General features: G+C 70.4%; 25 protein-coding genes. 13 read left to right on the top strand and 12 right to left on the bottom strand.

Annotation, left to right across the window (positions count from 1 at the left end):
- Positions 1-12: 12 nt before the first annotated feature.
- The 3 genes from secG (at position 13) to pgi (ending at position 2,538) form a co-directional block, all read left to right on the top strand.
- Positions 13-243 carry a preprotein translocase subunit SecG gene (gene secG / locus ACFWR9_RS32385; RefSeq protein WP_030866729.1) on the top strand — a complete coding sequence of 77 codons (231 nt, stop codon included), beginning with the start codon at positions 13-15 and terminating at the stop codon, positions 241-243.
- 199 nt (positions 244-442) lie between these two features.
- Positions 443-778, top strand: coding sequence for an RNA polymerase-binding protein RbpA (locus ACFWR9_RS32380; RefSeq protein ID WP_003976875.1), 336 nt, complete (start codon positions 443-445; stop codon positions 776-778).
- A 104-nt stretch (positions 779-882) separates the two neighbouring features.
- On the top strand, positions 883-2,538 hold the full coding sequence (pgi, locus tag ACFWR9_RS32375; RefSeq protein ID WP_383848314.1) for a glucose-6-phosphate isomerase: 1,656 nt from the start codon (positions 883-885) through the stop codon (positions 2,536-2,538).
- A gap of 25 nt (positions 2,539-2,563) precedes the next feature.
- Here pgi and ACFWR9_RS32370 read toward each other — a convergent pair whose 3' ends face one another.
- The 3 genes from ACFWR9_RS32370 to ACFWR9_RS32360 are packed head-to-tail and all read right to left on the bottom strand — an operon-like array spanning position 2,564 to position 6,231.
- Positions 2,564-4,888, bottom strand: coding sequence for an FtsX-like permease family protein (locus ACFWR9_RS32370; RefSeq protein WP_383848312.1), 2,325 nt, complete (start codon positions 4,886-4,888; stop codon positions 2,564-2,566).
- A 51-nt stretch (positions 4,889-4,939) separates the two neighbouring features.
- On the bottom strand, positions 4,940-5,695 hold the full coding sequence (locus ACFWR9_RS32365; protein ID WP_383848359.1) for an ABC transporter ATP-binding protein: 756 nt from the start codon (positions 5,693-5,695) through the stop codon (positions 4,940-4,942).
- A 20-nt stretch (positions 5,696-5,715) separates the two neighbouring features.
- Complete coding sequence (locus ACFWR9_RS32360) at positions 5,716-6,231, bottom strand: PadR family transcriptional regulator (protein ID WP_383848309.1); 516 nt, start codon at positions 6,229-6,231, stop codon at positions 5,716-5,718.
- Between the two features lie 110 nt (positions 6,232-6,341).
- Here ACFWR9_RS32360 and ACFWR9_RS32355 point away from each other — a divergent pair, with 110 nt between their 5' ends.
- The 5 genes from ACFWR9_RS32355 to ACFWR9_RS32335 all read left to right on the top strand — a co-directional run bounded on the left by ACFWR9_RS32355 (position 6,342) and on the right by ACFWR9_RS32335 (position 13,013).
- Positions 6,342-7,613 carry an ABC transporter substrate-binding protein gene (locus tag ACFWR9_RS32355; RefSeq protein WP_383848306.1) on the top strand — a complete coding sequence of 424 codons (1,272 nt, stop codon included), beginning with the start codon at positions 6,342-6,344 and terminating at the stop codon, positions 7,611-7,613.
- Positions 7,614-7,803: 190 nt separating this feature from the next.
- Positions 7,804-9,426: a glycoside hydrolase family 13 protein gene (locus ACFWR9_RS32350; RefSeq protein WP_383848303.1), complete on the top strand. Its 1,623-nt coding sequence runs from the start codon at positions 7,804-7,806 to the stop codon at positions 9,424-9,426.
- A gap of 37 nt (positions 9,427-9,463) precedes the next feature.
- Positions 9,464-10,792, top strand: a complete 1,329-nt coding sequence (locus tag ACFWR9_RS32345; protein WP_383848300.1) for an ABC transporter substrate-binding protein — start codon at positions 9,464-9,466, stop codon at positions 10,790-10,792.
- A gap of 6 nt (positions 10,793-10,798) precedes the next feature.
- Positions 10,799-12,163: a carbohydrate ABC transporter permease gene (locus ACFWR9_RS32340; RefSeq protein ID WP_383848298.1), complete on the top strand. Its 1,365-nt coding sequence runs from the start codon at positions 10,799-10,801 to the stop codon at positions 12,161-12,163.
- Positions 12,164-12,173: 10 nt separating this feature from the next.
- Positions 12,174-13,013, top strand: coding sequence for a carbohydrate ABC transporter permease (locus ACFWR9_RS32335; protein WP_383848296.1), 840 nt, complete (start codon positions 12,174-12,176; stop codon positions 13,011-13,013).
- Between the two features lie 112 nt (positions 13,014-13,125).
- Here ACFWR9_RS32335 and ACFWR9_RS32330 read toward each other — a convergent pair whose 3' ends face one another.
- Both ACFWR9_RS32330 and ACFWR9_RS32325 read right to left on the bottom strand, forming a co-directional pair.
- Positions 13,126-13,938 carry an alpha/beta fold hydrolase gene (locus ACFWR9_RS32330; RefSeq protein WP_383848293.1) on the bottom strand — a complete coding sequence of 271 codons (813 nt, stop codon included), beginning with the start codon at positions 13,936-13,938 and terminating at the stop codon, positions 13,126-13,128.
- 139 nt (positions 13,939-14,077) lie between these two features.
- Positions 14,078-15,247 (bottom strand): helix-turn-helix domain-containing protein, encoded by a 1,170-nt coding sequence (locus ACFWR9_RS32325; RefSeq protein ID WP_383848290.1) that lies wholly within the window; start codon positions 15,245-15,247, stop codon positions 14,078-14,080.
- Positions 15,248-15,408: 161 nt separating this feature from the next.
- Between ACFWR9_RS32325 and ACFWR9_RS32320 the strand changes: the two genes are divergently transcribed.
- From ACFWR9_RS32320 to ACFWR9_RS32305, 4 genes are read left to right on the top strand one after another with little or no spacing between them, the layout of a single operon-like run.
- Entirely contained in the window at positions 15,409-15,723 is a 315-nt protein-coding gene (locus tag ACFWR9_RS32320; protein WP_383848288.1) for a hypothetical protein, read from the top strand.
- Positions 15,720-15,887, top strand: coding sequence for a hypothetical protein (locus ACFWR9_RS32315; RefSeq protein ID WP_383848285.1), 168 nt, complete (start codon positions 15,720-15,722; stop codon positions 15,885-15,887). The genes ACFWR9_RS32320 and ACFWR9_RS32315 overlap by 4 nt, the downstream gene beginning before the upstream one ends.
- Positions 15,884-16,063, top strand: coding sequence for a hypothetical protein (locus ACFWR9_RS32310; RefSeq protein WP_383848283.1), 180 nt, complete (start codon positions 15,884-15,886; stop codon positions 16,061-16,063). Before ACFWR9_RS32315 ends, ACFWR9_RS32310 begins: the two co-directional genes overlap by 4 nt.
- Positions 16,060-16,368, top strand: a complete 309-nt coding sequence (locus tag ACFWR9_RS32305; protein ID WP_383848281.1) for a hypothetical protein — start codon at positions 16,060-16,062, stop codon at positions 16,366-16,368. The genes ACFWR9_RS32310 and ACFWR9_RS32305 overlap by 4 nt, the downstream gene beginning before the upstream one ends.
- A 194-nt stretch (positions 16,369-16,562) precedes the next feature.
- On the opposite strand, the gene ACFWR9_RS32300 is transcribed toward ACFWR9_RS32305, so the two are convergent.
- From ACFWR9_RS32300 to tkt, 7 genes are all read right to left on the bottom strand, one after another.
- Positions 16,563-17,150, bottom strand: a complete 588-nt coding sequence (locus ACFWR9_RS32300) for a hypothetical protein (protein ID WP_383848278.1) — start codon at positions 17,148-17,150, stop codon at positions 16,563-16,565.
- Between the two features lie 105 nt (positions 17,151-17,255).
- Positions 17,256-17,720: a GNAT family N-acetyltransferase gene (locus ACFWR9_RS32295; protein ID WP_383848275.1), complete on the bottom strand. Its 465-nt coding sequence runs from the start codon at positions 17,718-17,720 to the stop codon at positions 17,256-17,258.
- 244 nt (positions 17,721-17,964) lie between these two features.
- Positions 17,965-18,750 carry a 6-phosphogluconolactonase gene (pgl, locus tag ACFWR9_RS32290; protein ID WP_383848272.1) on the bottom strand — a complete coding sequence of 262 codons (786 nt, stop codon included), beginning with the start codon at positions 18,748-18,750 and terminating at the stop codon, positions 17,965-17,967.
- Entirely contained in the window at positions 18,747-19,802 is a 1,056-nt protein-coding gene (gene opcA / locus ACFWR9_RS32285; RefSeq protein WP_383848270.1) for a glucose-6-phosphate dehydrogenase assembly protein OpcA, read from the bottom strand. Before opcA ends, pgl begins: the two co-directional genes overlap by 4 nt.
- Positions 19,799-21,322: a glucose-6-phosphate dehydrogenase gene (gene zwf, locus ACFWR9_RS32280; protein WP_383848268.1), complete on the bottom strand. Its 1,524-nt coding sequence runs from the start codon at positions 21,320-21,322 to the stop codon at positions 19,799-19,801. The genes opcA and zwf overlap by 4 nt, the downstream gene beginning before the upstream one ends.
- 4 nt (positions 21,323-21,326) lie before the next feature.
- A complete protein-coding gene (gene tal / locus ACFWR9_RS32275) occupies positions 21,327-22,445 on the bottom strand; it encodes a transaldolase (protein WP_383848265.1) in 1,119 nt (372 codons plus the stop codon).
- 34 nt (positions 22,446-22,479) lie between these two features.
- Positions 22,480-24,567, bottom strand: coding sequence for a transketolase (gene tkt / locus ACFWR9_RS32270; protein WP_383848263.1), 2,088 nt, complete (start codon positions 24,565-24,567; stop codon positions 22,480-22,482).
- Positions 24,568-24,928: 361 nt separating this feature from the next.
- On the opposite strand from tkt, the gene ACFWR9_RS32265 reads away from it, so the two are divergent.
- Positions 24,929-25,897 carry a heme o synthase gene (locus ACFWR9_RS32265; protein ID WP_383848260.1) on the top strand — a complete coding sequence of 323 codons (969 nt, stop codon included), beginning with the start codon at positions 24,929-24,931 and terminating at the stop codon, positions 25,895-25,897.
- The last annotated feature ends 62 nt before the right edge of the window (positions 25,898-25,959 follow it).

Below are 25,959 nucleotides of genomic sequence, written 5' to 3'. Positions count from 1 at the left end.
CCAGCCGTGGTTATGGGGTTCTCGATCGCCCTGATCGTCTTCAGCCTGCTGCTGATGCTGCTGGTGCTGATGCACAAGGGGAAGGGCGGCGGCCTCTCCGACATGTTCGGTGGCGGCATGCAGTCGTCCGTCGGCGGTTCCTCCGTCGCCGAGCGCAACCTCGACCGGATCACCGTGGTGGTCGGTCTGGCGTGGTTCGCGTGCATCATGGTGCTCGGCCTGCTCATGAAGGCCAACAACTGACACCTCACGCACTTGTACACGTAAAGCCCCATGTCCGGTACGCGCTTCACCGCGCCGCCTATCATGGGGCTTGCGTCTGTGCTGTGGGGCTTGTAACTCCAATCACTGGACGCGCGTTGGGCCTTACGTAGACTGAGGCGCTCGCAGCGAAGCGAACGCCGACTCGCTTTGCGGCACCATCACGCAGGGAGTTACGACCGTGGCAAGTGGCAACGCGATCCGGGGAAGCCGGGTCGGGGCGGGGCCGATGGGTGAGGCCGAGCGTGGCGAGTCCGCGCCGCGTCTGCGCATCTCCTTCTGGTGCTCCAACGGACACGAGACACAGCCGAGCTTCGCGAGCGACGCCCAGGTCCCCGAGACCTGGGACTGCCCGCGCTGCGGCTTCCCCGCCGGACAGGACCGGGACAACCCACCGGACCCGCCGCGCACCGAGCCCTACAAGACGCACCTGGCGTACGTGCGCGAACGCCGGAGCGACGCGGACGGCGAGGCGATCCTCGCCGAGGCGCTCGCGAAACTGCGCGGCGAGATCTAGGGACTGCCGGAGTTCCGTCTCCGTCGGTCGCCTTCTTCTCTGATCAATTAGGTTGGAACAGCCGGGACAGCTGGGACACCTGAGGAAGAAGGCTGAAGACCGCCATGAACGCAGACGGCCGTACCAGGCTCGACCAGACGCCCGAATGGACCGCGCTGGCGATCCACCGCGAGCAACTCGGTGACGTGCGGCTGCGCGAGCTGTTCGCCGCGGACCCGGAGCGGGGGACGGGCTGGTCGCTGCGGGTGGGAGACCTGTACGTCGACCACTCGAAGCACCTCGTCACCGACGAGACGCTCCGACTGCTGCGCCAACTGGCCGCCGCCACCGGTGTCTTCGGGCTGCGCGACGCCATGTTCCGCGGCGAGCGGATCAACATCACCGAGGACCGGGCGGTCCTGCACACCGCGCTGCGCGCCCCGCGGGACGCGGTGATCGAGGTGGACGGCGAGAACGTCGTGCCGAAGGTGCATGCCGTCCTGGACCGGATGGCCCCCTTCGCGGACCGGGTCCGTTCCGGCGAGTGGACCGGCCACACCGGCAGGCGCATCCGCAACGTCGTCAACATCGGCATCGGCGGCTCCGACCTCGGCCCGGCGATGGCGTACGAGGCGCTGCGCGCCTTCACCGACCGCTCGCTGACCTTCCGGTTCGTGTCCAACGTGGACGGCGCGGACCTGCACGAGGCGGTCCGGGACCTGGACCCGGCCGAGACGCTGTTCATCGTGGCGTCCAAGACGTTCACGACGATCGAGACGATCACGAACGCCACGTCGGCGCGTTCCTGGCTGCTGGAAGCCTTCGACGGTGATGACAAGGCGGTCGCGAAGCACTTCGTGGCGCTGTCCACGAACGCGGAGAAGGTGGCCGACTTCGGCATCGACACGGCCAACATGTTCGAGTTCTGGGACTGGGTCGGCGGCCGGTACTCCTACGACTCGGCGATCGGGCTGTCCCTGATGATCGCCATCGGCCCGGACCGCTTCCGGGAGATGCTCGACGGCTTCCGCATCGTCGACGACCACTTCCGCACCGCGCCCGCCGAGTCCAACGTGCCCTTGCTGATGGGCCTGTTGGGCATCTGGTACGGCAACTTCCACGACGCGCAGTCGCACGCGGTGCTGCCGTACAGCCACTACCTGTCGAAGTTCACCGCCTACCTCCAGCAGCTCGACATGGAGTCCAACGGCAAGTCCGTCGACCGCGAGGGCCGTGCGGTGGAGTGGCAGACCGGGCCGGTGGTCTGGGGCACCCCCGGCACCAACGGCCAGCACGCCTACTACCAGCTGATCCACCAGGGCACCAAGCTGATCCCGGCGGACTTCATCGGCTTCGCCCGGCCGGTCGCCGAGCTGAGCGACGGACTCAAGGACCAGCACGACCTGCTGATGGCCAACTTCTTCGCCCAGACCCAGGCCCTCGCCTTCGGCAAGACCCCGGACGAGGTGCGCGCCGAGGGGGTACCGGAGGAACTGGTCCCGCACAGGACGTTCCGGGGCGACCGTCCCACGACCACGATCCTCGCGCGGGAGCTGACCCCGTCGGTGCTCGGGCAACTCGTCGCGCTGTACGAGCACAAGGTGTTCGTGCAGGGCGCGGTGTGGGGCGTCGACTCCTTCGACCAGTGGGGTGTCGAGCTGGGAAAGGTGCTGGCCAAGCGGATCGAGCCGGCGCTCACGGAGGGGGCGGAGGTACCCGGTCTGGACGCCTCCACCACGGCGCTGGTCGCCGCGTACCGGGAGCTGCGCGGCCGGCGGTGAGCAGGGTGCGGGTGGCCTGAGGAGGTCAGGCCACCGCGCTCAACGTGTCCGCGAGGCGTCTGCGGGCCGCCCGGGCCGACGGTACGGCGGCCAGGGCCGCGGCACCGAGCACGGCGGCCGTGCCGAGGAGCGCCAGGAACGCGGGGGAGGGGGACCGGGCGATCCCCGCGCCGATGCCGCTGGAGGCGCCCTGGGCGTCGATCAGCCAGTGCGCCAGCGGCAGCCCGAGTGCGGTGGCGAGGAGCACGGCCGCCAGCGCGGTGTACCCGGTGGCCGCGACGGTGATGCCGGTGATCTGGCGCGGGGACAGGCCGATCGCCTTGAGGGCGAGCAGGTCCCGTTCGCTCTCGCGGACGGTACCGCCGATCGCGGTGAGCAGTTCGATCAGCCCGATCAGGGCGAGCACGGCGATCAGCCCGAGGACGACACTGCGCAGCCCGTCGGCGGGGTTCGCCGCGGCGTGCACGTCGAGCCGGCCCGCTCCGGCCTCGGCGAGCCGCCCGGCGACCCCGTCCGGGTCTGCGCCGGGGTGCAGGCGCACCTGGTAGAGGGTCGGGTTCAGCCGCGGGTCGTTCTCCCTGAGGGTGTCCAGGGAGGTGGAGATCACCCGGCCGGCGTTCTCCGGCTCGATGCTGCGGCCCACGATGTGCAGGATCTGCGGCTGGTCGCCGACGGTCATCCGCACCCAGTCGCCGACCTCCACCTCCAGCAGGTCGAGCAGCCCCTGCCCGGCCACCGCCTCGTCCGGCCCCTGCGCGCGGCGGCCGTCGGCCAGGGCGTACGGGTAGGGGTCCTCGCGGGTGCCGAGTCCGCGCAGCGCGATGGTCGCGGTCTGGCCCGGCACCAGGGCGGCCACCTCGACGCCCGGATAGGCGGCGGAGACCTCCGGGTCGCGCTCCAGCAGGGCGCGGGTGCCGCGGTCGCCGAGTCCGGCGTCGGCGCGGACGGTGAGGGCGGTCGGCAGTCCGATCTGCTCCGGCTCGCTGTTAAAGCGGTCGATGGTGGTCCACGCGCTCATCGCCACCACGATCAGCAGCAGCGGCAGGGTGAGGCGGGCGACCGTGGCGAGCGAACGGGGACGGCGGGTGAACGCCTTGTGCCAGCCGAGGACGAGCGCGGGCGGCACGCGTATCTCAAGCCGGCCCTCGCGTCCCCGCACACCGCGCACCCTGAGTCCGCGCAGCCCCAGGGCCCGCCGGGCCGTGCCGGAGAGCCCGCCGCCCCGCGCCGCCGCCGGACGGGGCACCGGCACCGGTGGCACCCGGCCCGCACGCCAGGCCGCCAGGCCGGTGGTGGCGGCGATGAACAGGACCGCGCCCGCCGGTACGGCGAACAGCGCGACGGTGTGTCCGGGCAGCCCCTGCCACACGCCGACCGCGTCCCCGAGCCGCCCGGGGACACGGCTGCCGAGGGCCTGGGTGAGCGCGGCGGCGGCGACCGCGCCGAGCAGGGCGTAGGCGAGGTGCTGGAGCAGGAAGACCCGGACGACCTGGCCCGGTGTGAAGCCGATCGCCTTCAGCACGGAGATGTCCCGCAGATGACCCCGGATCCGGGTGCCGATCGCCCCGTGCACCGCGAGCCCCGCGGCGAGCAGCGCGCCCAGCCCGAACAGGCCGAGGACCTGGCCGAGCAGCCGGTTGTCGCCCTGTGCTTCCGCACGGGCCTGCTGCCAGGTGGAGACCTGCCCGATCGCCCCGGCGCCCAGCGAGGTCACCGCGCGCTGCACGACGTAGTCCGTGTCCCCGGGGTCCGTCAGCCGCAGCCCGATCACCTGGCCACCCGGGTCGGCCACGCCGGCCGGCGGCGCCCACACCAGGCCCGGCTGCTCGCCCGGCCGGTAGCGGCGCTCGGGGCTGTCGGCGATGCCGAGCACCGTCAGGGTCCTGGGCGTACCCGGCAGGGTGAGGGTGTCGCCGGGCTGGGCAAGGAGCGCGCGGGCCAGCCGGCTCTCCAGGACCACCCCGTCCGGATCCGCCGGGTCGAGCCAGCGCCCCGCGGTGAGCAGCGGCCGCCCCACGTCGGGTTCCTCGGCGGTGCCGCGCAGCTCGACGGAGGCGCGGGTGCCGCGCACGGCCACCGTGGCGGAGGCGGTGGGGTAGGGGCCGGCGACGGTCCGGACGCCGTCCAGACCGGCCAGCTCGCGGGTGTCGGCGCCGGCGTCGGTGTGCAGCCAGACGTGGGCGCCGCGGGCCTGCGTGAAGACGCGCTGCCACGGGTTCGTCGCGTACCCGAACAGGGCCGTGGCCAGCAGCAGCGAGGCGACGATGCCCGCGGTGGCGAGGACGAGGAACAGCGCCTCGCCCCGGTGCGCGCGCAGATCGGAGTGGGCCCGGCGCAGGGTGGCTCGCACCGGCCTCAGCCCTTCGACGCGCGGTGCGCGCGGTGGTCGTACGCCCGCATGTCAGTCCTTGAGTTCCAGCACGGCGGACGCGCCGGACCGGCGGCGCGGGGGCGGGCCGGCGTCCAGCTCGGCGTCGTCGGCTATGCGCCCGTCGAAGAAGCTGATCACCCGGTCCGCGGCGCTCGCGAGCCGGGCGTCATGGGTGACCAGCAGGATCGTCTGCCCGCGCTGGTGGAAGCGGGTCAGCAGCCGCATCACCTCGCGGGTGCCCTTGCTGTCCAGGCTGCCCGCGGGTTCGTCGGCCAGCAGCAGCGGCGGATGGTTGACCAGCGCCCGGGCGAGCGCCACCCGCTGCTGCTCGCCGCCGGACAGCTCACCGGGCATGCTGCGCTCCTTGCCCGCCAGGCCCAGCTCGGCGAGCAGCTCCTCCCGCTCGGCGCGCGCCCGCTTCGGCGGCAGCCCGGCGAGCAGGGCGGGCAGCTCGACGTTGTCGGCGACGGACAGGTCGGAGACCAGGTTGAAGAACTGGAAGACGATCCCGATGCGCTTCCTGCGTTCCACCGCCCAGCGCGCCTCGCTGTACCGGTCCGTGCACGCGCCGTCCAGCCAGAGGCTCCCGGCGTCCGGCCGCTGGAGCCCGCCCAGCAGATGCAGCAGCGTCGACTTCCCGGCGCCGGACGGCCCGGTGATCGCCACGAACTCGCCCCGCCGCACGGACAGGCCGACCCCGCGCACGGCGTGCGCCGGGGCGCCCTCGCCGTGATGCGTCTTGACCAGGCCCTCGGCGCGCAGCACAGGAGCGTCGTCCGCGCCCACCCCGGAGGTGACCCCAGCGCTCACTCCAGCTCCTCCAGCTCTTCCTGACACCGTTCCAGCCAGTCGAGGTCGGCCTGCAGGTGCAGCATCGCGCCCTCGATGAGGAGGTGGGCGACGCGGTTGTCGCGGTCTTCGGCGGCGGCCAGCTTCGACAGCTGCCGCATCGTGTTCAGATACTGCCGCCGCTGCCTGTTGATGAGGGCGACATGGTCGGCGAGCCCCGTCTGCGGAGCCAGGGCGAGCTTCATGAAGAACTCGTCCCGCACCCGCGGCTCGTCCGCCGTCTCCTCGTACCAGGCCCGCAGCTCGTCGCGCCCGGCGTCGGTGAGGTGGTAGACCTTCTTGTTGGGCCGGCTCGACTGCTCGATGTCCTCGCCCTCGATCAGTCCCGTCTTCTCGAGACGGCCGAGGGTGACGTAGATCTGGCCGACGTTCGGCTGAGGGTACGCGGAGCCCAGCAGTTGCTCAAGGTCCTGCTTCAGCTCGTAGCCGTGGGCCGGTCCGCGGGCCAGAAGGGCCAGAAGGTGCAGGCGCACTCAGCCGTCCTTCCCTTCTGGTCACATGTGCTCCAGGCCCTAGTATCGCGCATACCTAACAGGTATACATGGCCCCTGACCGGTGTACGAGGGTGTACAGGGAGGAACCTATGCGGTGGATCCACGCCGCCGGTAGGGGCCTTCTCGTCCTCGTCGTGCTCCTGACCGGCTACGTCGCCTCCGGCGCCCGCGCCGACGTGGGTGCCGGGAACGGGCGCGGGCCGCTCACCCTGGCCACCGCCGGTGACCTCACCGGCTACCTCGGCCCGCTGCTGGAGGGCTGGAACCGCGACCATCCCGACGAGAAGGTCACCCTCGTCGAACTGCCCGACTCCGCCGACGAGACCCGCGCGCAGATGGCCACCGACCTGCGCGACGGCGACCGGCACCGCTTCGACGTCCTCAACATCGACGTCAACTGGACCTCCGAGTTCGCCGCCGCGGGCTGGATACGTCCGCTGCCCCGCGACCGCTTCCCGCTCGGCACCTTCCTGCCGCCGGTCGTCGACACCGCGACCTACGACGGGCGGCTGTACGCCGTCCCGTACGTCACCAACGCCGGCCTCCTCCTCTACCGCAAGGACGTCCTCGCCGCGGAGGGCGTCCCGCCGCCGCGCACCTGGGCCGAGCTGGAGCGGTACGCCGAGACCATCGCCCCGAAGCACGGGCTCGACGGCTACGCGGGGCAGTTCCTGCCCTACGAGGGCCTCACCGTCAACGCGGCCGAGGCCGTCTACTCGGCCGGCGGCAGCATCCTCGGTGACGAGGGCGAACGCGTCACCGTGGACTCGGCGGCGGCACGCGAGGGCATCGGCTTCCTGGCCCGCGGGGTGCGCGAGGGCTGGATACCCAGGGACGCGCTGACGTACAAGGAGGAGGAGTCCAAGCAGGCATTCCAGGACGGCCGCCTGCTCTTCCTGCGCAACTGGCCCTACGCCTACGTGGGCGCCTCCGCCGAGGACTCGAAGATCGCCGGAAAGGTCGGCGCCGTGCCGCTGCCCGGCCCCGACGGGCCCGGAGCGAGCGTCCTGGGCGGCTCCAACCTCGCCGTCGGCACCCACGCCCGGCACCCCGACTCGGCCGCGCGCCTCATCGCGTACCTGACCAGCGAGCGCGTCCAGCGCCAGGTCCTCACACGCGGGGCGCTGCCGCCCGTACGGGCCGATCTCTACGAGGATCCCCGGCTCGTCGAGGCGTTCCCGTATCTGCCGACCCTGCGCGAGAGCGTGCTCGCCGCCGCCCCGCGCCCCAAGAGCCCGCACTACGACCAGGTCAGCCTGGCCGTGCAGGCGGTCGTGCACGACGCGATGACCGGGCGGCAGACACCCGAGGCGGCGGTGCGCCGGCTGGCGCGCGAACTGGCCGCGATCTCCCACCGCTGAGCTTCGCTGAGCTTCCTAGTTACGTGTTAGGTAACGCCGACGTCTCATCTGCGTTCTCCGTGTGCTGCTAAGTCCGGATATAAGCACCCAACTCCCCAGTAGCCTTTGTTTCATTCGTTGACACCCTCGCGACACCGCTACCTAACATGCATGCACAACGGCAGAGGTTCTCGACAGACGGGTCTTCGGGGTGAACAGGCACCACTGGTGGCGTGACGCGGTGATCTACCAGGTCTACGTCCGCAGCTTTCTCGACAGCACCGGCGACGGGGTCGGCGATCTCGCCGGCGTCCGGGCCGGACTGCCGTATCTGCGCAAGCTCGGCGTGGACGGGATCTGGCTGAGCCCCTTCTACCCGTCGCCGCAGCACGACCACGGCTACGACGTCGCCGACTACCGCGGCGTCGACCCGCTCTTCGGCGACCTGGCCGAGTTCGACGCGCTGGTCGCCGCGGCCCGGCGCCTCGGCGTCCGGGTGCTGCTGGACATCGTCCCCAACCACTGCTCCAGCGAGCACCCGTGGTTCCGCGAGGCCCTCGCCGCCGAGCCCGGCAGTCCGGCCCGCGCGCGCTTCCACTTCGCCGACGGCCGCGGCCCGGACGGCGACGAGCCGCCCAACAACTGGCACGCCATGTTCGGCGGCCCCGCCTGGACCCGCGTGACGGAGCCCGACGGCCGGCCCGGCCAGTGGTATCTGCACATGTTCACGCCCGAGCAGCCGGACTGGAACTGGCGCACCCCCGAGGTCGCCGCCGAGTTCGACCGCATACTCCGCTTCTGGCTGGACCGGGGAGTCGACGGCTTCCGCATCGACGTCGCCGCCGGCCTCTTCAAGCACCCGGACCTGCCCGACTCCCCGGACCCGGAGGCCGACGCCCGTACCCGCGACTCGGTCAACCCGCTCGCCTGGAACCAGCCCGAGGTGCACGACGTATGGCGGCAGTGGCGCGCGGTGTGCGAGGAGTACGCCGACCGCGACGGCCGCGAGCGCCTCCTGGTCGGCGAGGTGTCGGTCCCCAGCGCCCGCGAACACGCGCGCTACGTCCGCCCCGACGAACTCCACCAGGCCTTCTTCTTCGACCTGCTCGGCGCCCCCTGGGATCCCGACGCGTTCCGCAAGGTCATCTCCGAGGCCATGCAGGACATCGCCGGGACCGGCTCCACGGTCACCTGGGTCCTCAACAACCACGACCAGGTCCGCACCGTCACCCGCTACGGCGAACCCGCCACCGACGGCAGCGGACTCGGCACCGCCCGCGCCCGCGCCGCGGCCCTGCTGATGCTGGCGCTGCCCGGCGCCGCGTACATCTACCAGGGCGAGGAACTGGGCCTGCCCGAGGTCGTCGACCTGCCCGACGACGTGCTCACCGACCCGATCTTCCACCGCACCGGCAGCCGGGCCCGCGTCCGCGACGGCTGCCGGGTGCCGCTGCCCTGGTCGGGACAGGCGTCCCCGTTCGGCTTCACCTCCGGCGACGGGAGCGCCAAGCCCTGGCTGCCGCAGCCGGAGTACTTCGCCGAGTACGCCACCGACCGCGCCCTCGCCGACACCCGCTCCTTCTGGCACCTCTACCGCGACGGCCTCCAGCTCCGGGGCGACCTGCCCCAGTTGGGCGAGGGCACCCTGCGCTGGCTGGACACCCCGCCCGGCGTCCTGGCCTTCGTCCGCGGCGACGGACTGGTCTGTGCCGTCAACTTCGGCACCGCCCCCACGCCCGCGCCGGTCCCCGGCACACCGCTGCTCAGCAGCGGCCCCTGCCCGGCCGGCTCCCTGCCCGGCTCCACCGCCGCCTGGTGGATCGCCGACCACTGACCTCGCTCCGACCTCACCCTTCGAAGGGACATCAACGATGATGCGACGACGTTCCACCCTGCTCACCGGCTGCACCGCCCTCGTACTCGCCCTCGGCGCGACCGCCTGCGGCGGCGGCGGACCCGTCTCGGCCGGCGGCGGCGACAAGGCGCTCAGCGGCCAGTCCGTCACCGTCGCCGGTGTCTGGTCCGGCACCGAACAGGAGAACTTCCAGAAGGTGCTGGACGCCTTCACCGAGAAGACCGGCGCCAAGACCTCGTTCGTCTCCACCGGCGACAACGTCTCCACCGTCGTCGGCAGCAAGATCGAGGGCGGCAACGCCCCCGACGTCGTGATGGTCCCGCAGGTCGGCGTGCTCCAGCAGTTCGCCGCGAAGGGCTGGCTGAAGCCGCTGTCCAAGACGGCCCAGCAGTCCGTGGACAGCAACTTCGCGAACGTCTGGAAGTCGTACGGCAGCGTCGACGGCACCCTCTACGGCCTCTACTTCAAGGCCGCCCACAAGTCGACCGTCTGGTACAGCCCCGACGCCCTCACCCAGGCCGGGGTCGAGCCGCCGAAGACCTACGACGAGATGCTGAAGGCCGGGCAGACCGTCTCCGACTCCGGGCTCGCGGCCTTCTCGGTCGCCGGGCAGGACGGCTGGACGCTGACCGACTGGTTCGAGAACGTCTACCTCTCGCAGGCCGGCCCCGAGAAGTACGACGCCCTCGCCGCCCACGAACTGAAGTGGACCGACGCCAGCGTGGTCGAGGCGCTCACCACCCTCGGCAAGCTCTTCAAGGACAGGCAGCTGATCGAGGGCGGCCAGAAGGGCGCCCTGAACACCGACTTCCCCGGCTCCGTGGAGAAGGTCTTCGGCCCGAAGCCCGAGGCCGGCATGGTCTACGAGGGCGACTTCGTCGCCGGGGTGGCCAAGGACCAGTTCGGCAAGGAGATCGGCAAGGACGCCAACTTCTTCCCGTTCCCCGCGGTCGACGGCGGCAAGGCGCCGGTGGTCAGCGGCGGTGACGCGGCCGTAGTCCTCAAGGACGGCAAGAACTCCAAGGCCGGAACGGCCCTCCTGGAGTACCTCGCGACGCCGGAGGCCGCGGCCGTCTGGGCCGAGGCGGGCGGCTTCCTCTCCCCGAACAAGAAGCTCGACCTCGCCTCCTACGGCGACGACGTCAGCCGGGCCACCGCCAAGTCCCTGGTGGGCGCCGGGGACTCGGTCCGCTTCGACATGTCCGACCAGGCACCGGCGGCCTTCGGCGGCACCAAGGGCACGGGCGAGTGGAAGATCCTCCAGGACTTCCTGCGCGACCCGTCCGACCCGAAGGCGACCGCCGCGCAGCTGGAGGCCGCGGCGGCCAAGGCCTACAAGGGCTGACCGGTCATGACCTCGACCCTGGTGAAAGAGGCGAGCCCGCCCACCGCCCCCGGACCGGCGCCGCTGCGGCGCCCCCGGCGGCGCCGGGCGGCCGTCGCCCTGCTCTTCGTCCTCCCCGCGCTGCTCCTGCTCGGCGCGCTCGTCGTCTACCCCGTGGTGTTCTCCGTCGGGCGCAGCTTCTTCGACGCCTCGGGAACGCGCTTCGTGGGCGGCGAGAACTACAGCGAGATGTTCCGCGACCCGGCCACCCTCAAGGCCATCCGCAACACGGCCATCTGGGTCGTGATCGCACCCACGCTGCTGACCGGCCTCGGCCTGATCCTCGCCGTCCTGGTCGAGAAGGTGCGCTGGGCCACCGCCTTCAAGCTGCTGCTCTTCATGCCGATGGCGGTGTCCTTCCTCGCCGCCGGCATCATCTTCCGGCTCGCCTACGACCACGACCCGGACAAGGGCGTCCTCAACGCCGCCGTGACCGGGGTCCACGACGCCTTCGCCGACACGGCCTCCTACCCGACCGCGCGGGCCCGCGAGGGGCAGGGCGGCGGCCTGGTGAAGGCGGCGGACGGCGCGTACCGGACGAGTGCCGGTGTGTCCCCCGGCGACACGGTGGCGCTCGGCCTGGTCGGGGTGTTGCCCGACGACCTGCCGTCCGGCACGAAGCCCGCGTACGGCGCGGCCGGGCGCGAGGCGGCTGCCGGTGAGGTGAGCGGCGTCGTCTACCTGGACTTCACACCCGGCGGGGGAGGGGAGCAGGGCAGGGTGGACCGACGTGAGAGCGGGCTGCCCGGGATGACGGTCGAGGCCGTGCGCGACGGCCGTACGGTCGCCACCGCGACCACCGCGGCCGACGGCTCCTTCCGCTTCGAGTCGCTGGCCGACGGCTCGTACGCCGTCGAGCTGCCCGCCTCGAACTTCGCCCCGCCCTACGAGGGCGTCTCCTGGCTCGGGCCCGCGCTGGTCACGCCCGCGATCATCGGGGCGTACCTGTGGATCTGGACCGGCTTCGCGATGGTGCTGATCGGCGCCGGCCTGTCGTCGCTGCCGCGCGACGCGCTGGAGGCGGCGCGGATGGACGGCGCGAACGAGTGGCAGATCTTCCGGCGGATCACCGTGCCACTGCTGGCGCCGGTGCTGACGGTCGTCTTCATCACCCTCGTCATCAACGTGATGAAGGTCTTCGACCTCGTCTACATCATCGCGCCCGGGCCCGTGCAGGAGGACGCGACGGTGCTCGCGACGCAGATGTGGCTGGTGTCGTTCGGCGGCGGCAACAACCAGGGGCTCGGCAGCGCGCTGGGCGTGCTGCTCCTGCTGCTCGTCGTCCCGGCCATGGTCTTCAACGTCCGCCGTTTCAAGAGGAGTCAGCGATGAGGAGTCAGCGATGAACGCCGTCCGGCGGTATCTGGGCAACGGGATCGTCCAGGCCTTCCTGGTGCTCGTCGGCCTGGTCTGGATGACTCCGCTGGCCGGGCTGTTCCTCTCCTCCCTGCGCTCCGCGGAGGACACCGCGAAGGGCGGCTGGTGGACGGCGCTGGCCAGTCCCGGGCAGCTGTCCTTCGACAACTACTCGGCGCTGCTCGGCAACTCGGGCATCACCCAGGCCTTCTGGAACACGGTGCTGATCTCCGTGCCGACGACGGTGCTCGTCGTGGTCGTCGGGGCACTCGCCGGGTACGCCTTCGCATGGCTGGACTTCCCGGGGCGCGAGGCGGTCTTCCTGATCGTCGTGGCGCTGCTGGTGGTGCCCGTGCAGATCGGGCTGCTGCCGGTCGCCAAGCTCTTCGGGCAGCTGGGCCTGTTCGGGACCATCCCGGGTGTGGTGCTGTTCCACGTGGCGTACGGGCTGCCGTTCGCGGTGTTCCTGCTGCGGAACTACTTCGCCGAGATGCCCAAGGAGATGCTGGAGGCCGCGCGCATGGACGGCGGCACCGAGTGGCGGATCTTCATCCGTCTGGTACTGCCGGTGGGGCGGCCGGCCATCGCCAGCCTCGCCATCTTCCAGTTCCTGTGGGTGTGGAACGACATGCTGGTGGCGCTGCTGTTCGCGGACAGCTCGGCGCAGCCGCTGACCGTGGAACTCCAGTCGCAGATCCGACAGTTCGGGAGCAACATCGATGTGCTGGCGCCCGGGGCGTTTCTGTCGCTCGTCGTGCCGGTGGTCGTGTTCTTCGCGTTCCAGCGGCACTTCGTGCAGGGGGTTATGGCGGGGTCCGTGAAGTGAGGGGTAGACGGGGCGGTGAGGGTTCTTCGACCTCGCCGCCCCCTCTCGCGTTCCCAGGCATCCGAACGGCTGGCCAGTGCTCCAGCCGTAGATCGTGATCTGGAGCCCGGCTTCAGGATCGGATGCCGCCGACCTCACGCCAGAACGCGTCGACCCTGGCGTTGAACACCTCCGGAGACTCCTGGAAGGGCTGGTGCGCCTCAGCTGGCAGCACCTCGAACTCCGCGCCCGGAATCGCCTCGGCCACCATCCGCCCGAGCCGTGGAGGCGCGGTGATGTCAAGCTCGCCGGCCAGGACGAGGGTCGGTGCGGTGATGCCGGGCAGGCTGTCGAGCGTCTCATGCGTCATAAAGGCATCCAGCTGGCGCTGGAAGGCCTCGGCGGACTGCGCGTACGGGAAGGCCAGCGTCTCGTCGATGATCTGCTGCACCGTGCCGTCCGCGTGAGCGCGGGCGGTGTAGACCCAGAGCAGGAACGCCTCGAGCATGGCGCGCTCGCTCGGCGCCTCCGTCGCGAGCCAGTGCCAGAAGCGGGTCATGGAGCGGAAGAAGGCGTCCGGCCGGCCCCAGGTGCTCACGAGGACAAGGCTGCGGACCAGCTCCGGGTGGCGTAGCGCCAACTCCTGTGCGATCAGGCTGCCGAGCGAGAAGCCGACGACATGAGCCTTCTCCCCCTGGAGCGCCCGCAGCAGCGCCGCGGCGTCATCAGCCATCATCGGCACCGACAGCGGCCCCTCGGGCAACGGCGTCCGCCCCGACCCTCGGTTGTCGAAGGCGATGAGCCGGTAACGATCGGAGAGCCCGTCGAGCTGCGGCTGCCACGCCTCAGCAGGATCACTCAGCCCGGCGACCAGCAACACATCGGGTCCCCGGCCTCGGCGTTCGACCCAGATCCCGACCCCGTCGGCGTCGACCCGCTCGCCCATGACAAACACCTCCACCCCCATGGTCCGGTCCCGGCGCTCCGGCCGCCACGGCAGACGCCGGGGAGCGCCAAGCGGCCCTGGCGCGGCTGTCTCGATCCTTCCCCTCTCATGACCACCGCGCTGATAACTAGAACGCGTACTAGAACGCGTAAGGGTCCTCATTCAGTGTGTCAGAGATGCTGTGGAGTGCGTCACGGACTCCCATGGGGGCTCCGGGCAGCCGGATTCCTCTCTGGGTCGTTTCGCCCAACAGTCTGAGAGTGCGGGCAGAGGCAGTCTCGCCAATGGTTGGGAGGATTGACTCCGCCAAGTCCTCAGCTTCCGGCCATGCCTCTACTCCCAGAAGGCAGCCGAGTAGCCGGACGGCAGAAATATTCCTGTATCCCACTTTGGCCTCGCCTGCGCCGTGCAGAGCCCCTTGAAGGTGGGGAATTCCCCTTTTCCACTGGCCCGCCGCTTGGAAGGCGAACCCTTGATTCCCATCAATTTCGTTGGCTGTAACCCACCAAGCCCAGTAGGGGTCGCTGCAACGCTTACTTTCTTGGATGAGCGAGCGGGCGCGGTCGAATGACTGGGCGGCCTCCGATTCCCGCCCCGATCCTGCTAGGCCTTTCGCCTCGCGGACTCTGAAGATTGCTTCGGTGTGCGGGGAAAGTCGACCGTGCTCGATGATGGATCGTGCGATTGCCAATTCTTCGCGAGGGCGCCCCATCCATCCTGCCTGCATAGCCATGTTCTGCATGACCAGTAGCTCCATCGAGCGGTCACCCGAAAGCTTAGCCAGGAACAGCGCCTCTTGGTTGAATCTGCGGGCAGCCTTCTGTTTCTCGGCGTCGAACAGTGCCCATCCGGCGACTTCTGCCAGCTCCGCTGCCGCCGCTTGGATATCGTGCTCAGCCCTGCGGTCGTATTCACCCTCGCCCATCTGGCGATGCACTGACTTGAAGGCGCGCGCAGCTACGTCCGCGATGGGCAAGCCGTTGATCTCATTGTCGAGGACGACAAGACGTTGCGACATTTCGCGAATGGCGCGCGCGAAACCCGCTCCCCGGTCCCCGTCGCGGGTGGGCCGGAGTTCGGGGGAAACCGCTTCTTCTGCCTGGCCGGGGCGAGCCGCAAGGGCGACCAACTCGCCGTCGGTGGCTAGTAGTGCGTCCAGCCCTTCGGCCAATTGCAGGGATGGTGGCTGTTTCCCGTTGAGGACGCGACTCAGATAGGAAACGTCATAATTGAGGGCACGGGCAGCGCCTCGCATGCTCATACGACGTTCGTCGAGGGCCGCCCGGACACGCGTTCTGAAGTCGTCCATGCCTGCTCCGGAAGGTGTTGACCGTTGACTTTTCAGTCTAGTCAACGCTGGTCAACTCCCGTAGGCAGTCGCCAAATCGGTTGAGTGGTCAGACGTAAGGACCCCCGCGACCGCGCTAACGGCCGCGGGGGCATGGCCCACGCTGACAAGGAGCGCCGACAGTGCACTGTGTAACACAGGCCCTTGAATGGCTGAGAGTGGTCCTGCTCGGACCGTCCGCCCAGGGCAGGAACAACCGCCTCGCAGCGCCCACCGAGACCCCGCAGGGACCCACCCCGTACACGGTGGGCACGCGGCTGGTCGACGTGCCCACGCTGCGTGCCCAGGGTGACGCCTCACCCACGGCGGTTCCGGCGCCGTACACCCCGCCATGGGTACTGCCGCCGGCCAACTGGGCGGACACGCGCGCCACGGCCCAGCCGGACACCACCCCGCCGGGAAGCGTCTGCACCTGCGCCAAGGCAGGCGCGCGATGAGCGCCCCGGAAGGCGACATGCAGCGCACCTACCGCCTGTGGTTCGAGCATGCCCGCAAGTGCGAGGCATGCAAGCGGGTGACCACGGCTGCGGAAGGCTGCGAGAAGGGCCGGGAACTGTGGGGCACGTACCGCCTCGCACACAGCGGTGGGGGCGCGTCATGACGATGACGATCAAGGTCTACCGCATCAATCCGCAGACGGGCGCACGCACTTGGGTGCGCGGCAAGCACACGGTCAGGCCTGCGGCGGCGCCGGAACTCACCGGCCAGTACCCGCCTTGCATCTGCCGGCGCTGCACCGGCAGGGCAGCCGACCAGCCGACCGAGGGGGCGAGGTGACACGCGCGATCATCAAAGCCGCCGAATGGTCACTCGGACCGGAAGCGGTCGAGGCTGCTCCGCACGCCATCTGTTCCGCGGTGTGCATGGACTGCGGCCAGGAAGCACCGGCGTCGGACAACGACCGTGAGCCTGTGGAGGTTTGGGCGCTCAAGCACACGGGCCTGAATCCCTCGCACCGCCAGTACAAGGCCATGGTCGAGACGTATTGGCGCGTGACCCCGGCGGAGACCAACCCGCACCGGGAACGCGACGCCGAAGGCGCCTGGCCCTCCGGGAATGCAGCGAGGGCTCAAGGGCAGTGAGGCTGGACCCCGCCCAGGCTCCCTCAGCCTTGGGCGGGCAGCGGCCCCGGACCGTGCGAGCAAGGGCGCACGGCCGGGGCGTCTCGTTTGCGCATGCCGCCGCTGGCCGGGCTGTTCCTCTCCACGCCGGCCTGTGCAGTTCCCCGCGCCCCCCGACGGACTGCTGCCCCTCGCCGTGCGTCTCCCTCCGGCTCTCAGTTGAAGATGTCCAGGACATCCAGCCGGGAGCCGCCGTCGTCGGCGGGGCGGTGCCGCATCGGTCGCGGCTCCGGGTAGGTCTCCGCTGCGGCCCTCGCGCGGACGATGTCCGGCCCGCCGCACGCCTCGACCGCGAAGGCGCCGAAAACCTTGGCGAACGCCGCCGGGTCGCGGAACTCCACGCCGAACGCCCGGCCATCCTGCAACGGCACCCACACCACCCGGTCGAACCGTATCCACTCCAGCACCGGCTGGTCGTCCGCCGTTGACCGCCCCTCCAACCACAGCCGCGCCACGTGCAGCAGATTCACCCTCTCCAGCGGCAGCCGCTTGCGCCGCACCCGCAGTTCACGCGCCGTCAGCGCGACCCGCTGGTCCTTCTTCGGGTACCAGGCGCCACCGACCCCGAACGGCACCCACAGCAGGATCCCGATCATCGGCCAGACCAGAGCGTCGCCCCATGTCCGGAGCAGCCCGCCGTCCAGCAGGTACAGGGCCCCGAAGACCAGAACCCACTTCGCCGTCATCCGCCAGAACCCGCTGCCCTGCCGGTACAGGACCCGCCGCTTCCCCGTCATCGCCATGCCCGCACGCTATCCGCCGCTCCGCTGCTCACAGTAGGTGCCCCCTCGGTACCCCGATACGCCTCGTCCTGGTTGGCCGTCAATGAGTGGCTGTGAGGCTGGTGTTCACGCCTCGTCCGAGGCCGTGAGCCCTGACGCCAGCGGCTTGAACATGTGCACGTCCGCATGTCCGCCGGGAATGCCCAGGGTTCGGCCGGTCTCGACATAGCCGTGCCGCTGGTAGAAGTCGGGGGCCTGGAAGGTGAAGGAAGAGACAGCTACGCGGTCACAGCCGCGTCGCTGGGCCTCGGCCTCGGCAGCATGCAGGATCCTGCTGCCCCATCCATCCTTGCGGTCGTCCTCGCGCACCCACAGCAGTTCGATGCCGCACAAACCGCCCCAGGTCCAGGCAGCCAATCCGCCGATCAGCTCACCTGCTTCATCGGTGACCTTGACCGAAAACATGTCGCGATCGGCCGAACCTGTTGCACCCCTGTTGAAGGCGACGAGTTCGGCAGTCAGACGTTCGTTGAGTTCGGCGTCGCGTGCGCCGGTGATCAGGGCCGGGCCGGGGCTGTGGTGGGTTGTCACCGCGCGGAGTATGCCAGTCCGGCTGTGCCCCTCGCACTCGATTACCCGGACCTAGTACAAGGCCATGGTCGAGACCTATTGATTGGCGCGTGACCCCGGCGGAGACCAACCCGTACCGGGAACTCGACACCCAGGGCGCTCAGCGCCCCTCGCAGGAGCCCCGCCCAGGCATCCTCCACCAGGGCGGCACCGCCCCCGACCGGGCGAGCAAGGCACACGGTCGGGGGCGCCGGACGGTGCCTGGTTACGCCGAGGCCGGCGGGTACAGCGACCTCGGTAGCTGTGACGCCGCTGCCGAGTCCAGTAGCCACAGGGTGCGGGCGCGGCCCCTCGCGCCGGCTGCCGGGGCCTGGATCTCGCCCGCGCCCGACAGGGCCATCGCGACCGCGTTCGCCTTGTCCTCGCCCGCCGCGAGCAGCCACACCTCGCGGGCCGCGCGGATCGCGGGCAGGGTGAGCGAGACGCGGGTGGGCGGCGGCTTGGGGGAGCCGTGGACGCCGATCACCGTGCGCTCCGTCTCCCGCACGCCCGGGTGCTCCGGGAAGAGCGACGCCACGTGCGTGTCCGGGCCGACTCCGAGGAGCAGGACGTCGAAGGACGGGACCGCCGCGTGGTTCTCGGGGACGGACGCCTCGGCCAGCTCCCGCGCGTACGCCGCCGCCGCGGCCTCCGCGTCGGCTCCGTGCGGGCCGTCGGACGCCGGCATCGCGTGCACCCGCTTCGGGTCCAGCGGCACCGAGTCCAGCAGCGCCTCGCGCGCCTGGGTGACATTGCGCTCCGGGTCGCCCTCGGGCAGGAAGCGCTCGTCGCCCCACCACAGGTCGAGGCGGCTCCAGTCGATGGCGTCCCGGGCCGGGGACCCGGCGAGCGCCGCGAGCAGGCCGTTGCCGTTGCGCCCGCCGGTGAGGACCACGGACGCGCTGCCCCGGGAGGCCTGCGCGTCCACGATCTTCGTGATCAGCCGGGCGGCGGCGGCCTCGGCCATCAGCTCCTTGTCGCGGTGCACGACCAGCTGAGGGGTCTCGCTCACTTCGCCGCCGCCTTCCTCACCGGTGTCTTCTCCTGCGTCGCGTCCTTCGCGCGGGCCTTCGCGACCGTTTCGACGGGAGCGGCGACCGCGACGGCGCCTTCCCGGTCGCCGGAGTCCCCTTTGGCCGGGGCGTTCAGCCGGTCCACCCCGTAGCGCAGCGCCGAGGCGTAGGTGTCGTCCGGGTCGAGGCGCCGCAGCTCCTCCGCGATCAGTTCGGCCGTGTCGCGGCGCTTGAGCGCGACCGCGCGTGACGGCTGGCCCTGGATCGACAGGTTCGCCAGCGATCCGTCGGCCCGGTCCAGGACGACCGGACCGCAGTCGGTGTCCATCCGGACCGCCGTCAGCCCCGGACCGCTCGACGCGGAACGCTTCACCGGCACGTCCAGCCGGTCCGCCAGCCACATCGCGAGCAGCTCACAGCTCGGGTTGAACTCCTCGCCCTCCACCTCGACCGCCTGCACCTCGCAGTCGACCTGGTCCAGGGCCGCCGCCAGCATCGAGCGCCACGGCGTGATGCGGGTCCACGACAGGTCGGTGTCGCCCGGCGCGTAGGCGTCGGCGCGGGCCACCAGCTCCCGGATCGGCTCCTCGCAGGCGTAGGTGTCGGTGACCCGGCGCTGGGCGAGGGCGCCGAGCGGGTCCCGGGCCGGGTCCAGCGGCGCGTTCACCGGCCACCACGCCACGACCGGCGCGTCCGGCAGCAGCAGCGGCAGGACCACCGACTGGGCGTGGTCGACGACGTCGCCGTACAGCCGCAGCACGATCGTCTCGCCGGTGCCCGCGTCGGCGCCGAGGCGCACCTCGGCGTCCAGCCGGGACCTGGTGCGGTCCCGGGGTGAGCGCGAGACGCGCTTGATGACGACGAGCGTGCGCGAGGGGTGCTCGTGCGCGGCGTCGCTCGCGGCCTTCAGCGCGTCGTAGGCGTTCTCCTCGTCGGTGACGATGACCAGCGTCAGCACCATGCCGATGGCCGGGGTGCCGATGGCCCGGCGGCCGAGGACCAACGCCTTGTTGATCTTGCTGGCGGTGGTGTCCGTGAGATCTGTCTTCATGGGCGGCGCCAGCTCCGTCCGTCTCGCTCCAGCATGTCGTCGGCCTCGACGGGGCCCCAGGTGCCGGCCGGGTACTGGGCCGGGGTGCCGTGCTGGTCCCAGTACACCTCGATCGGGTCGAGGATCTTCCAGGACAGCTCGACCTCCTCCGTGCGCGGGAAGAGGTTCGCGTCGCCGAGCAGCACGTCCAGGATGAGGCGCTCGTACGCCTCGGGGCTGGACTCCGTGAACGACTCGCCGTAGGCGAAGTCCATGGACACGTCCCGGATCTCCATCGACGTGCCCGGCACCTTGGAGCCGAAGCGGACCGTGACGCCCTCGTCCGGCTGGACGCGGATGACGATCGCGTTCGAGCCGAGTTCCTCGGTGGCCGTCGAGTCGAAGGGGGAGTGCGGGGCCCGCTGGAAGACGACCGCGATCTCCGTGACCCGGCGCCCGAGGCGCTTGCCGGTGCGCAGGTAGAAGGGGACGCCCGCCCAGCGGCGGTTGTCGATGCCGACCTTGATCGCGGCGTAGGTGTCGGTCTTCGACTTGGGGTCGATGCCCTCTTCCTCCAGGTAGCCGACGGCCTTCGCGCCGCCCTGCCACCCGGCCGCGTACTGGGCGTGCACGGTGTCCCGGCCCAGATCCCTGGGGAGCCGGACCGCGCCGAGCACCTTGGTCTTCTCGGCGGCCAGCGCGTCCGCGTCGAAGGAGGCGGGCTCCTCCATGGCGGTCAGCGCGAGCAGTTGGAGGAGGTGGTTCTGGATGACGTCACGGGCCGCGCCGATGCCGTCGTAGTAACCGGCCCGGCCGCCGATGCCGATGTCCTCGGCCATCGTGATCTGCACGTGGTCGACGTAGGACCGGTTCCAGATCGGCTCGAACATCGTGTTGGCGAAGCGCAGCGCCAGGATGTTCTGGACGGTCTCCTTGCCCAGGTAGTGGTCGATGCGGAAGACCTGGTCGGAGCCGAAGACCTCGTGGACGATCGCGTTGAGCTCCTCGGCCGACTTCAGGTCGTGGCCGAACGGCTTCTCGATCACCGCGCGGCGCCAGGAGCCGCTCGACTGGTCGGCCAGCCCGTGCTTCTTCAGCTGCTGGATGACCACCGGGAAGGACTTCGGGGGCACCGAGAGGTAGAAGGCGAAGTTGCCGCCCGTCCCCTGCGCCTTGTCCAGCTCCTCGATGGTGCCGCGCAGCCGCTCGAAGGCGTCGTCGTCGTCGAAGGTGCCCTGGACGAAGCGCATCCCCTGGATGAGCTGCTGCCAGACCTCCTCGCGGAACGGCGTACGGGAGTGTTCCTTGACGGCGTCGTGCACGACCTGGGCGAAGTCCTCGTGTTCCCAGTCGCGGCGGGCGAATCCGACGAGCGAGAAGCCCGGCGGCAGCAGACCCCGGTTGGCGAGGTCGTACACGGCGGGCATGAGCTTCTTGCGGGAGAGGTCGCCGGTGACGCCGAAAATGACCAGACCCGACGGCCCCGCGATACGCGGGAGCCGTCGGTCTGCGGGGTCACGCAGCGGGTTGCTGCTTGACAATGTCCTAGCCCTCCGAGGGGGCGAGGCGCTTCAGCTCCGCCTCGGTCGACTTCAGCAGGTCGTTCCAGGAGTCCGCGAACTTCTCGACGCCCTCCTTCTCCAGCAGCTGGACCACGTCGTCGTAGCCGATCCCGAGCTTCTCGACCGCGTCGAGGTCGGCGCGGGCCTGCTCGTAGGTGCCGGCGACGGTGTTGCCGGTGATCTCGCCGTGGTCCTCGGTGGCCACCAGGGTGGCCTCCGGCATGGTGTTGACCGTGTTCGGCGCGACCAGGTCGGTGACGTACATGGTGTCGCTGTACGCCTTGTCCTTCACGCCGGTCGACGCCCACAGCGGACGCTGCTTGTTGGCGCCGGCCTTCTCCAGGGCCGCCCAGCGGTCCGAGGAGAAGACCTCCTCGTACGCCTGGTAGGCGAGCCGGGCGTTGGCGACGGCGGCCTTGCCGCGCGCGGCCTTGGCCTCGTCGGTGCCGAGCGCGTCGATCCGCTTGTCGATCTCGGTGTCCACGCGGGACACGAAGAAGGACGCCACGGAGTGGATCCGCGAGAGGTCCAGGCCGCGCTCCTTGGCCTTCTCCAGGCCGGTCTGGAAGGCGTCCATGACCGCCCGGTAGCGCTCCAGCGAGAAGATCAGCGTGACGTTGACGCTGATGCCCAGGCCGATGGTCTCGGCGATGGCCGGCAGGCCCTCCAGGGTGGCCGGGATCTTGATGAAGGTGTTCGGCCGGTCCACCAGCCAGGCGAGCTGCTTGGCCTCGGCGACGGTCGCCTTGGTGTGGTGCGCGAGGCGCGGGTCCACCTCGATGGAGACCCGGCCGTCCTTGCCGCCGGTGGCGTCGAAGACGGGGCGCAGGATGTCGGCGGCGTCGCGGACGTCCGCCGTGGTGATCATGCGGATGGCCTCTTCGACCGTGACCTTGCGGACGGCGAGGTCGGCGAGCTGCTGGTCGTAGCCGTCGCCCTGCGAGATCGCCTTCTGGAAGATCGACGGGTTGGTGGTGACGCCCACGACGTGCTGCTGGTCGATCAGCTCGGCGAGGTTGCCGGACGTGATCCGCTTGCGGGACAGGTCGTCCAGCCAGATCGCCACGCCTTCATCGGAGAGGCGCTTGAGTGCGTCTGTCATGGAAAATGCATCTCCTACGTGTCGTATACGGGCGTCAGCGCCGAGCCGCGGCGAGGGATTCCCGCGCGGCGTCGGCCACGTTTTCGGCAGTGAAGCCGAACTCCTTGAAGAGCACCTTGCCGTCCGCCGAGGCACCGAAGTGCTCCAGGGAAACGATCCGGCCGGCGTCTCCCACGTACTTGTGCCACGTCAGGCCGATACCGGCCTCGACCGCGACACGGGCACGCACGGACGGGGGCAGGACGCTGTCCCGGTACCCCTGGTCCTGCTGCTCGAACCACTCGACGCACGGCATCGACACCACGCGGGTCGGCACACCGTCGGCCTGCAGCCGCTCACGCGCCTCCACGGCGACGTGCACCTCGGAGCCGGTGGCGATGAGCACGACCTCGGCGTCGCCTCCGTCGGCCTCGAACAGCACGTAGCCGCCCTTGGCCGCGTCGTCGTCGGGCTCGTACGTCGGCACGCCCTGACGGGTCAGCGCCAGACCGTGCGGCTGGCCCTTGCCGAACTCCTTCGTCCAGCGGCGCAGGATCTCCCGCCAGGCGATCGCCGTCTCGTTGGCGTCCGCCGGACGGACCACGTTCAGACCCGGGATGGCGCGCAGCGAGGCGAGGTGCTCGACCGGCTGGTGGGTCGGGCCGTCCTCACCGAGACCGATGGAGTCGTGCGTCCACACGTACGTCACCGGCAGGTGCATCAGCGCCGACAGCCGCACGGCGTTGCGCATGTAGTCGGAGAACACCAGGAACGTTCCGCCGTAGATGCGCGTGTTGCCGTGCAGCGCGATGCCGTTCATCTCCGCGGCCATCGCGTGCTCGCGGATGCCGAAGTGGATGGTGCGGCCGTACGGGTCCGCCTCGGGCAGCGGGTTGCCCGCCGGGAGGAAGGACGACGTCTTGTCGATCGTCGTGTTGTTCGAGCCGGCCAGGTCGGCCGAGCCGCCCCACAGCTCGGGCACGAACGCGCCGAGCGCCTGGAGCACCTTGCCGGACGCGGCGCGGGTGGCGAGGCCCTTGCCCGTCTCGAAGACCGGGATCTTCTCCTCCCAGCCCTTGGGCAGCTCACCCTTGGCGACGCGCTCGTACTCGGCGGCGCGGTCGGGGTTGTTGTCCCGCCACTGCTGGAAGGACTTCTCCCACACGGCGCGGGCCGCCTGGCCGCGCTCCAGGGCGCCGCGCGTGTGCTCGATGACCTCGTCGGAGACCTCGAAGGACTTCTCCGGGTCGAAGCCCAGGACGCGCTTGGTGGCCGAGACCTCCTCGTCGCCGAGCGCCGAGCCGTGCGCCGCCTCGGTGTTCTGCGCGTTCGGGGCGGGCCAGGCGATGATCGAGCGCAGGGCGATGAAGGACGGCCGGTCGGTGACCTTCTTCGCCGCCTCGATCGCGTCGTAGAGCGCGTTCGGGTCCAGGTCCCCGTCCGGCTTCGGGGCGACGCGCTGCACGTGCCAGCCGTACGCCTCGTAGCGCTTGCAGGTGTCCTCGGAGACGGCGGTCTCCGTGTCACCCTCGATGGAGATGTGGTTGTCGTCCCACAGCAGGACCAGGTTGCCGAGCTTCTGGTGGCCCGCGAGCGAGGAGGCCTCGGAGGAGATGCCCTCCTGGAGGCAGCCGTCACCGGCGACGCAGTAGACGAAGTGGTCGAACGGGGAGGTGCCCTCGGCGGCCTCCGGGTCGAACAGACCGCGCTCGTAGCGGGCGGCCATCGCCATGCCCACGGCGTTGGCGACACCCTGGCCCAGCGGGCCGGTCGTCGTCTCCACGCCCGTGGTGTGCCCGTACTCCGGGTGCCCGGGGGTCTTGGAGCCCCAGGTGCGGAAGGACTCCAGGTCCGCCAGCTCCAGGCCGAAGCCCGCCAGGTACAGCTGGGTGTAGAGGGTCAGGGACGAGTGGCCGGCCGACAGCACGAAGCGGTCGCGTCCGACCCAGTTCGCGTCGGCGGGGTCGTGCCGCATCACCTTCTGGAAGAGGGTGTAGGCGGCGGGCGCCAGGCTCATCGCCGTACCCGGATGGCCGTTGCCAACCTTCTGTACGGCATCGGCGGCCAGGACGCGGGCGGTGTCCACGGCCCGCTGGTCCAGTTCGGTCCACTCGAGGTCTGTGGTGGTCGGCTTGGTGCTCACCCTGAGTCAGGGCTCCTCTCCACATGTCGGATGCCGGTGCACGTGGGCGCCCACCGGCTGCCGGCGCGTCCGTGAGATCGGCCGGCCGCTGTCGAGCCTACCCCCGTAAGTACGTGCGTTTTTCCGCTGGAATCCAGACTGCCGGGACTCTTCACGATCCGCCTGTCGACTGGGCGAAACCGCATTCGGCAAGTGAATACGGCGCCGCTCATCTGACTGCTCAATCGACTCTCCGAACGCACGTCGGAGCACCCCTTCCAACACGACCCCACCCCCGCGAAGGCCGAGGTATGGGCAACGTCTAAAGTGGCGTGGTACGCGCGAGCCTTTACCGCCACTTCACACGGGGAGGCTTGCTGGGATGTCTCTGTCAGGGGTGTGCGTGACGGCCGTTGAATCCCGTCCTGCGGGGGTAATCGGGACGAACCAGAGCCCGAGTCACCGGCCGTTCGGGGCCCGTGTCAAGGCGTTCGTGGCGCTGACCAAGCCGCGGATCATCGAGCTTCTGCTGATCACCACCGTTCCGGTGATGTTCCTCGCCGAACAGGGTGTTCCGGATCTGGGGCTGGTGCTGCTGACCTGCGTCGGCGGTTACCTCTCCGCCGGCGGTGCCAACGCGCTGAACATGTACATCGACCGCGACATCGACGCACTGATGGACCGCACCTCGCAGCGCCCGCTGGTGACCGGCATGGTCAGCCCGGCGGAATGCCTCGTCTTCGGCATCACCCTGGCCGTCGTCTCCACCCTGCTGTTCGGCCTCACCGTCAACTGGCTGTCGGCCTGGCTCTCGCTCGGCGCGCTCCTCTTCTACGTCGTGGTCTACACGATGATCCTCAAGCGCCGCACCTCGCAGAACATCGTCTGGGGCGGCATCGCCGGCTGCCTGCCGGTGCTCATCGGCTGGTCGGCCGTGACCAACTCGGTGTCCTGGGCGCCGATCATCCTCTTCGGGGTGATGTTCTTCTGGACGCCGCCGCACTACTGGCCGCTGTCCATGAAGGTCAAGGAGGACTACGCGCGCGTGGGCGTGCCGATGCTCCCGGTCATCGCCTCCAACAAGGTGGTCGCACGGCAGATCGTCATCTACAGCTGGGTGATGGTCGTGGTGTCGCTGCTGCTGACCCCGCTGGGCTACACCGGCTGGTTCTACACGGCCGTCGCGCTGGTGGCGGGCGGCATGTGGCTGTGGGAGGCGCACGGGCTGCAGAACCGCGCCAAGTCCGAGGCCACGGGCGGCAAGCTCAAGGAGATGCGGCTCTTCCACTGGTCCATCACCTACGTGTCGGTGCTGTTCCTCGCGATCGCCGTGGACCCCTTCCTGCGCTGAGACCCTCCTGGGGACGACGTCCGACGGGGGGGGGTGTGGGGGTGGGTGGAGGGGACCAACCC

This window comes from Streptomyces sp. NPDC058534, assembly GCF_042717365.1.
Classification (GTDB): domain Bacteria; phylum Actinomycetota; class Actinomycetes; order Streptomycetales; family Streptomycetaceae; genus Streptomyces.
The sequence above is the reverse complement of the archived record's forward strand: the minus strand, read 5'-3'. Positions and strand labels throughout refer to the sequence as shown.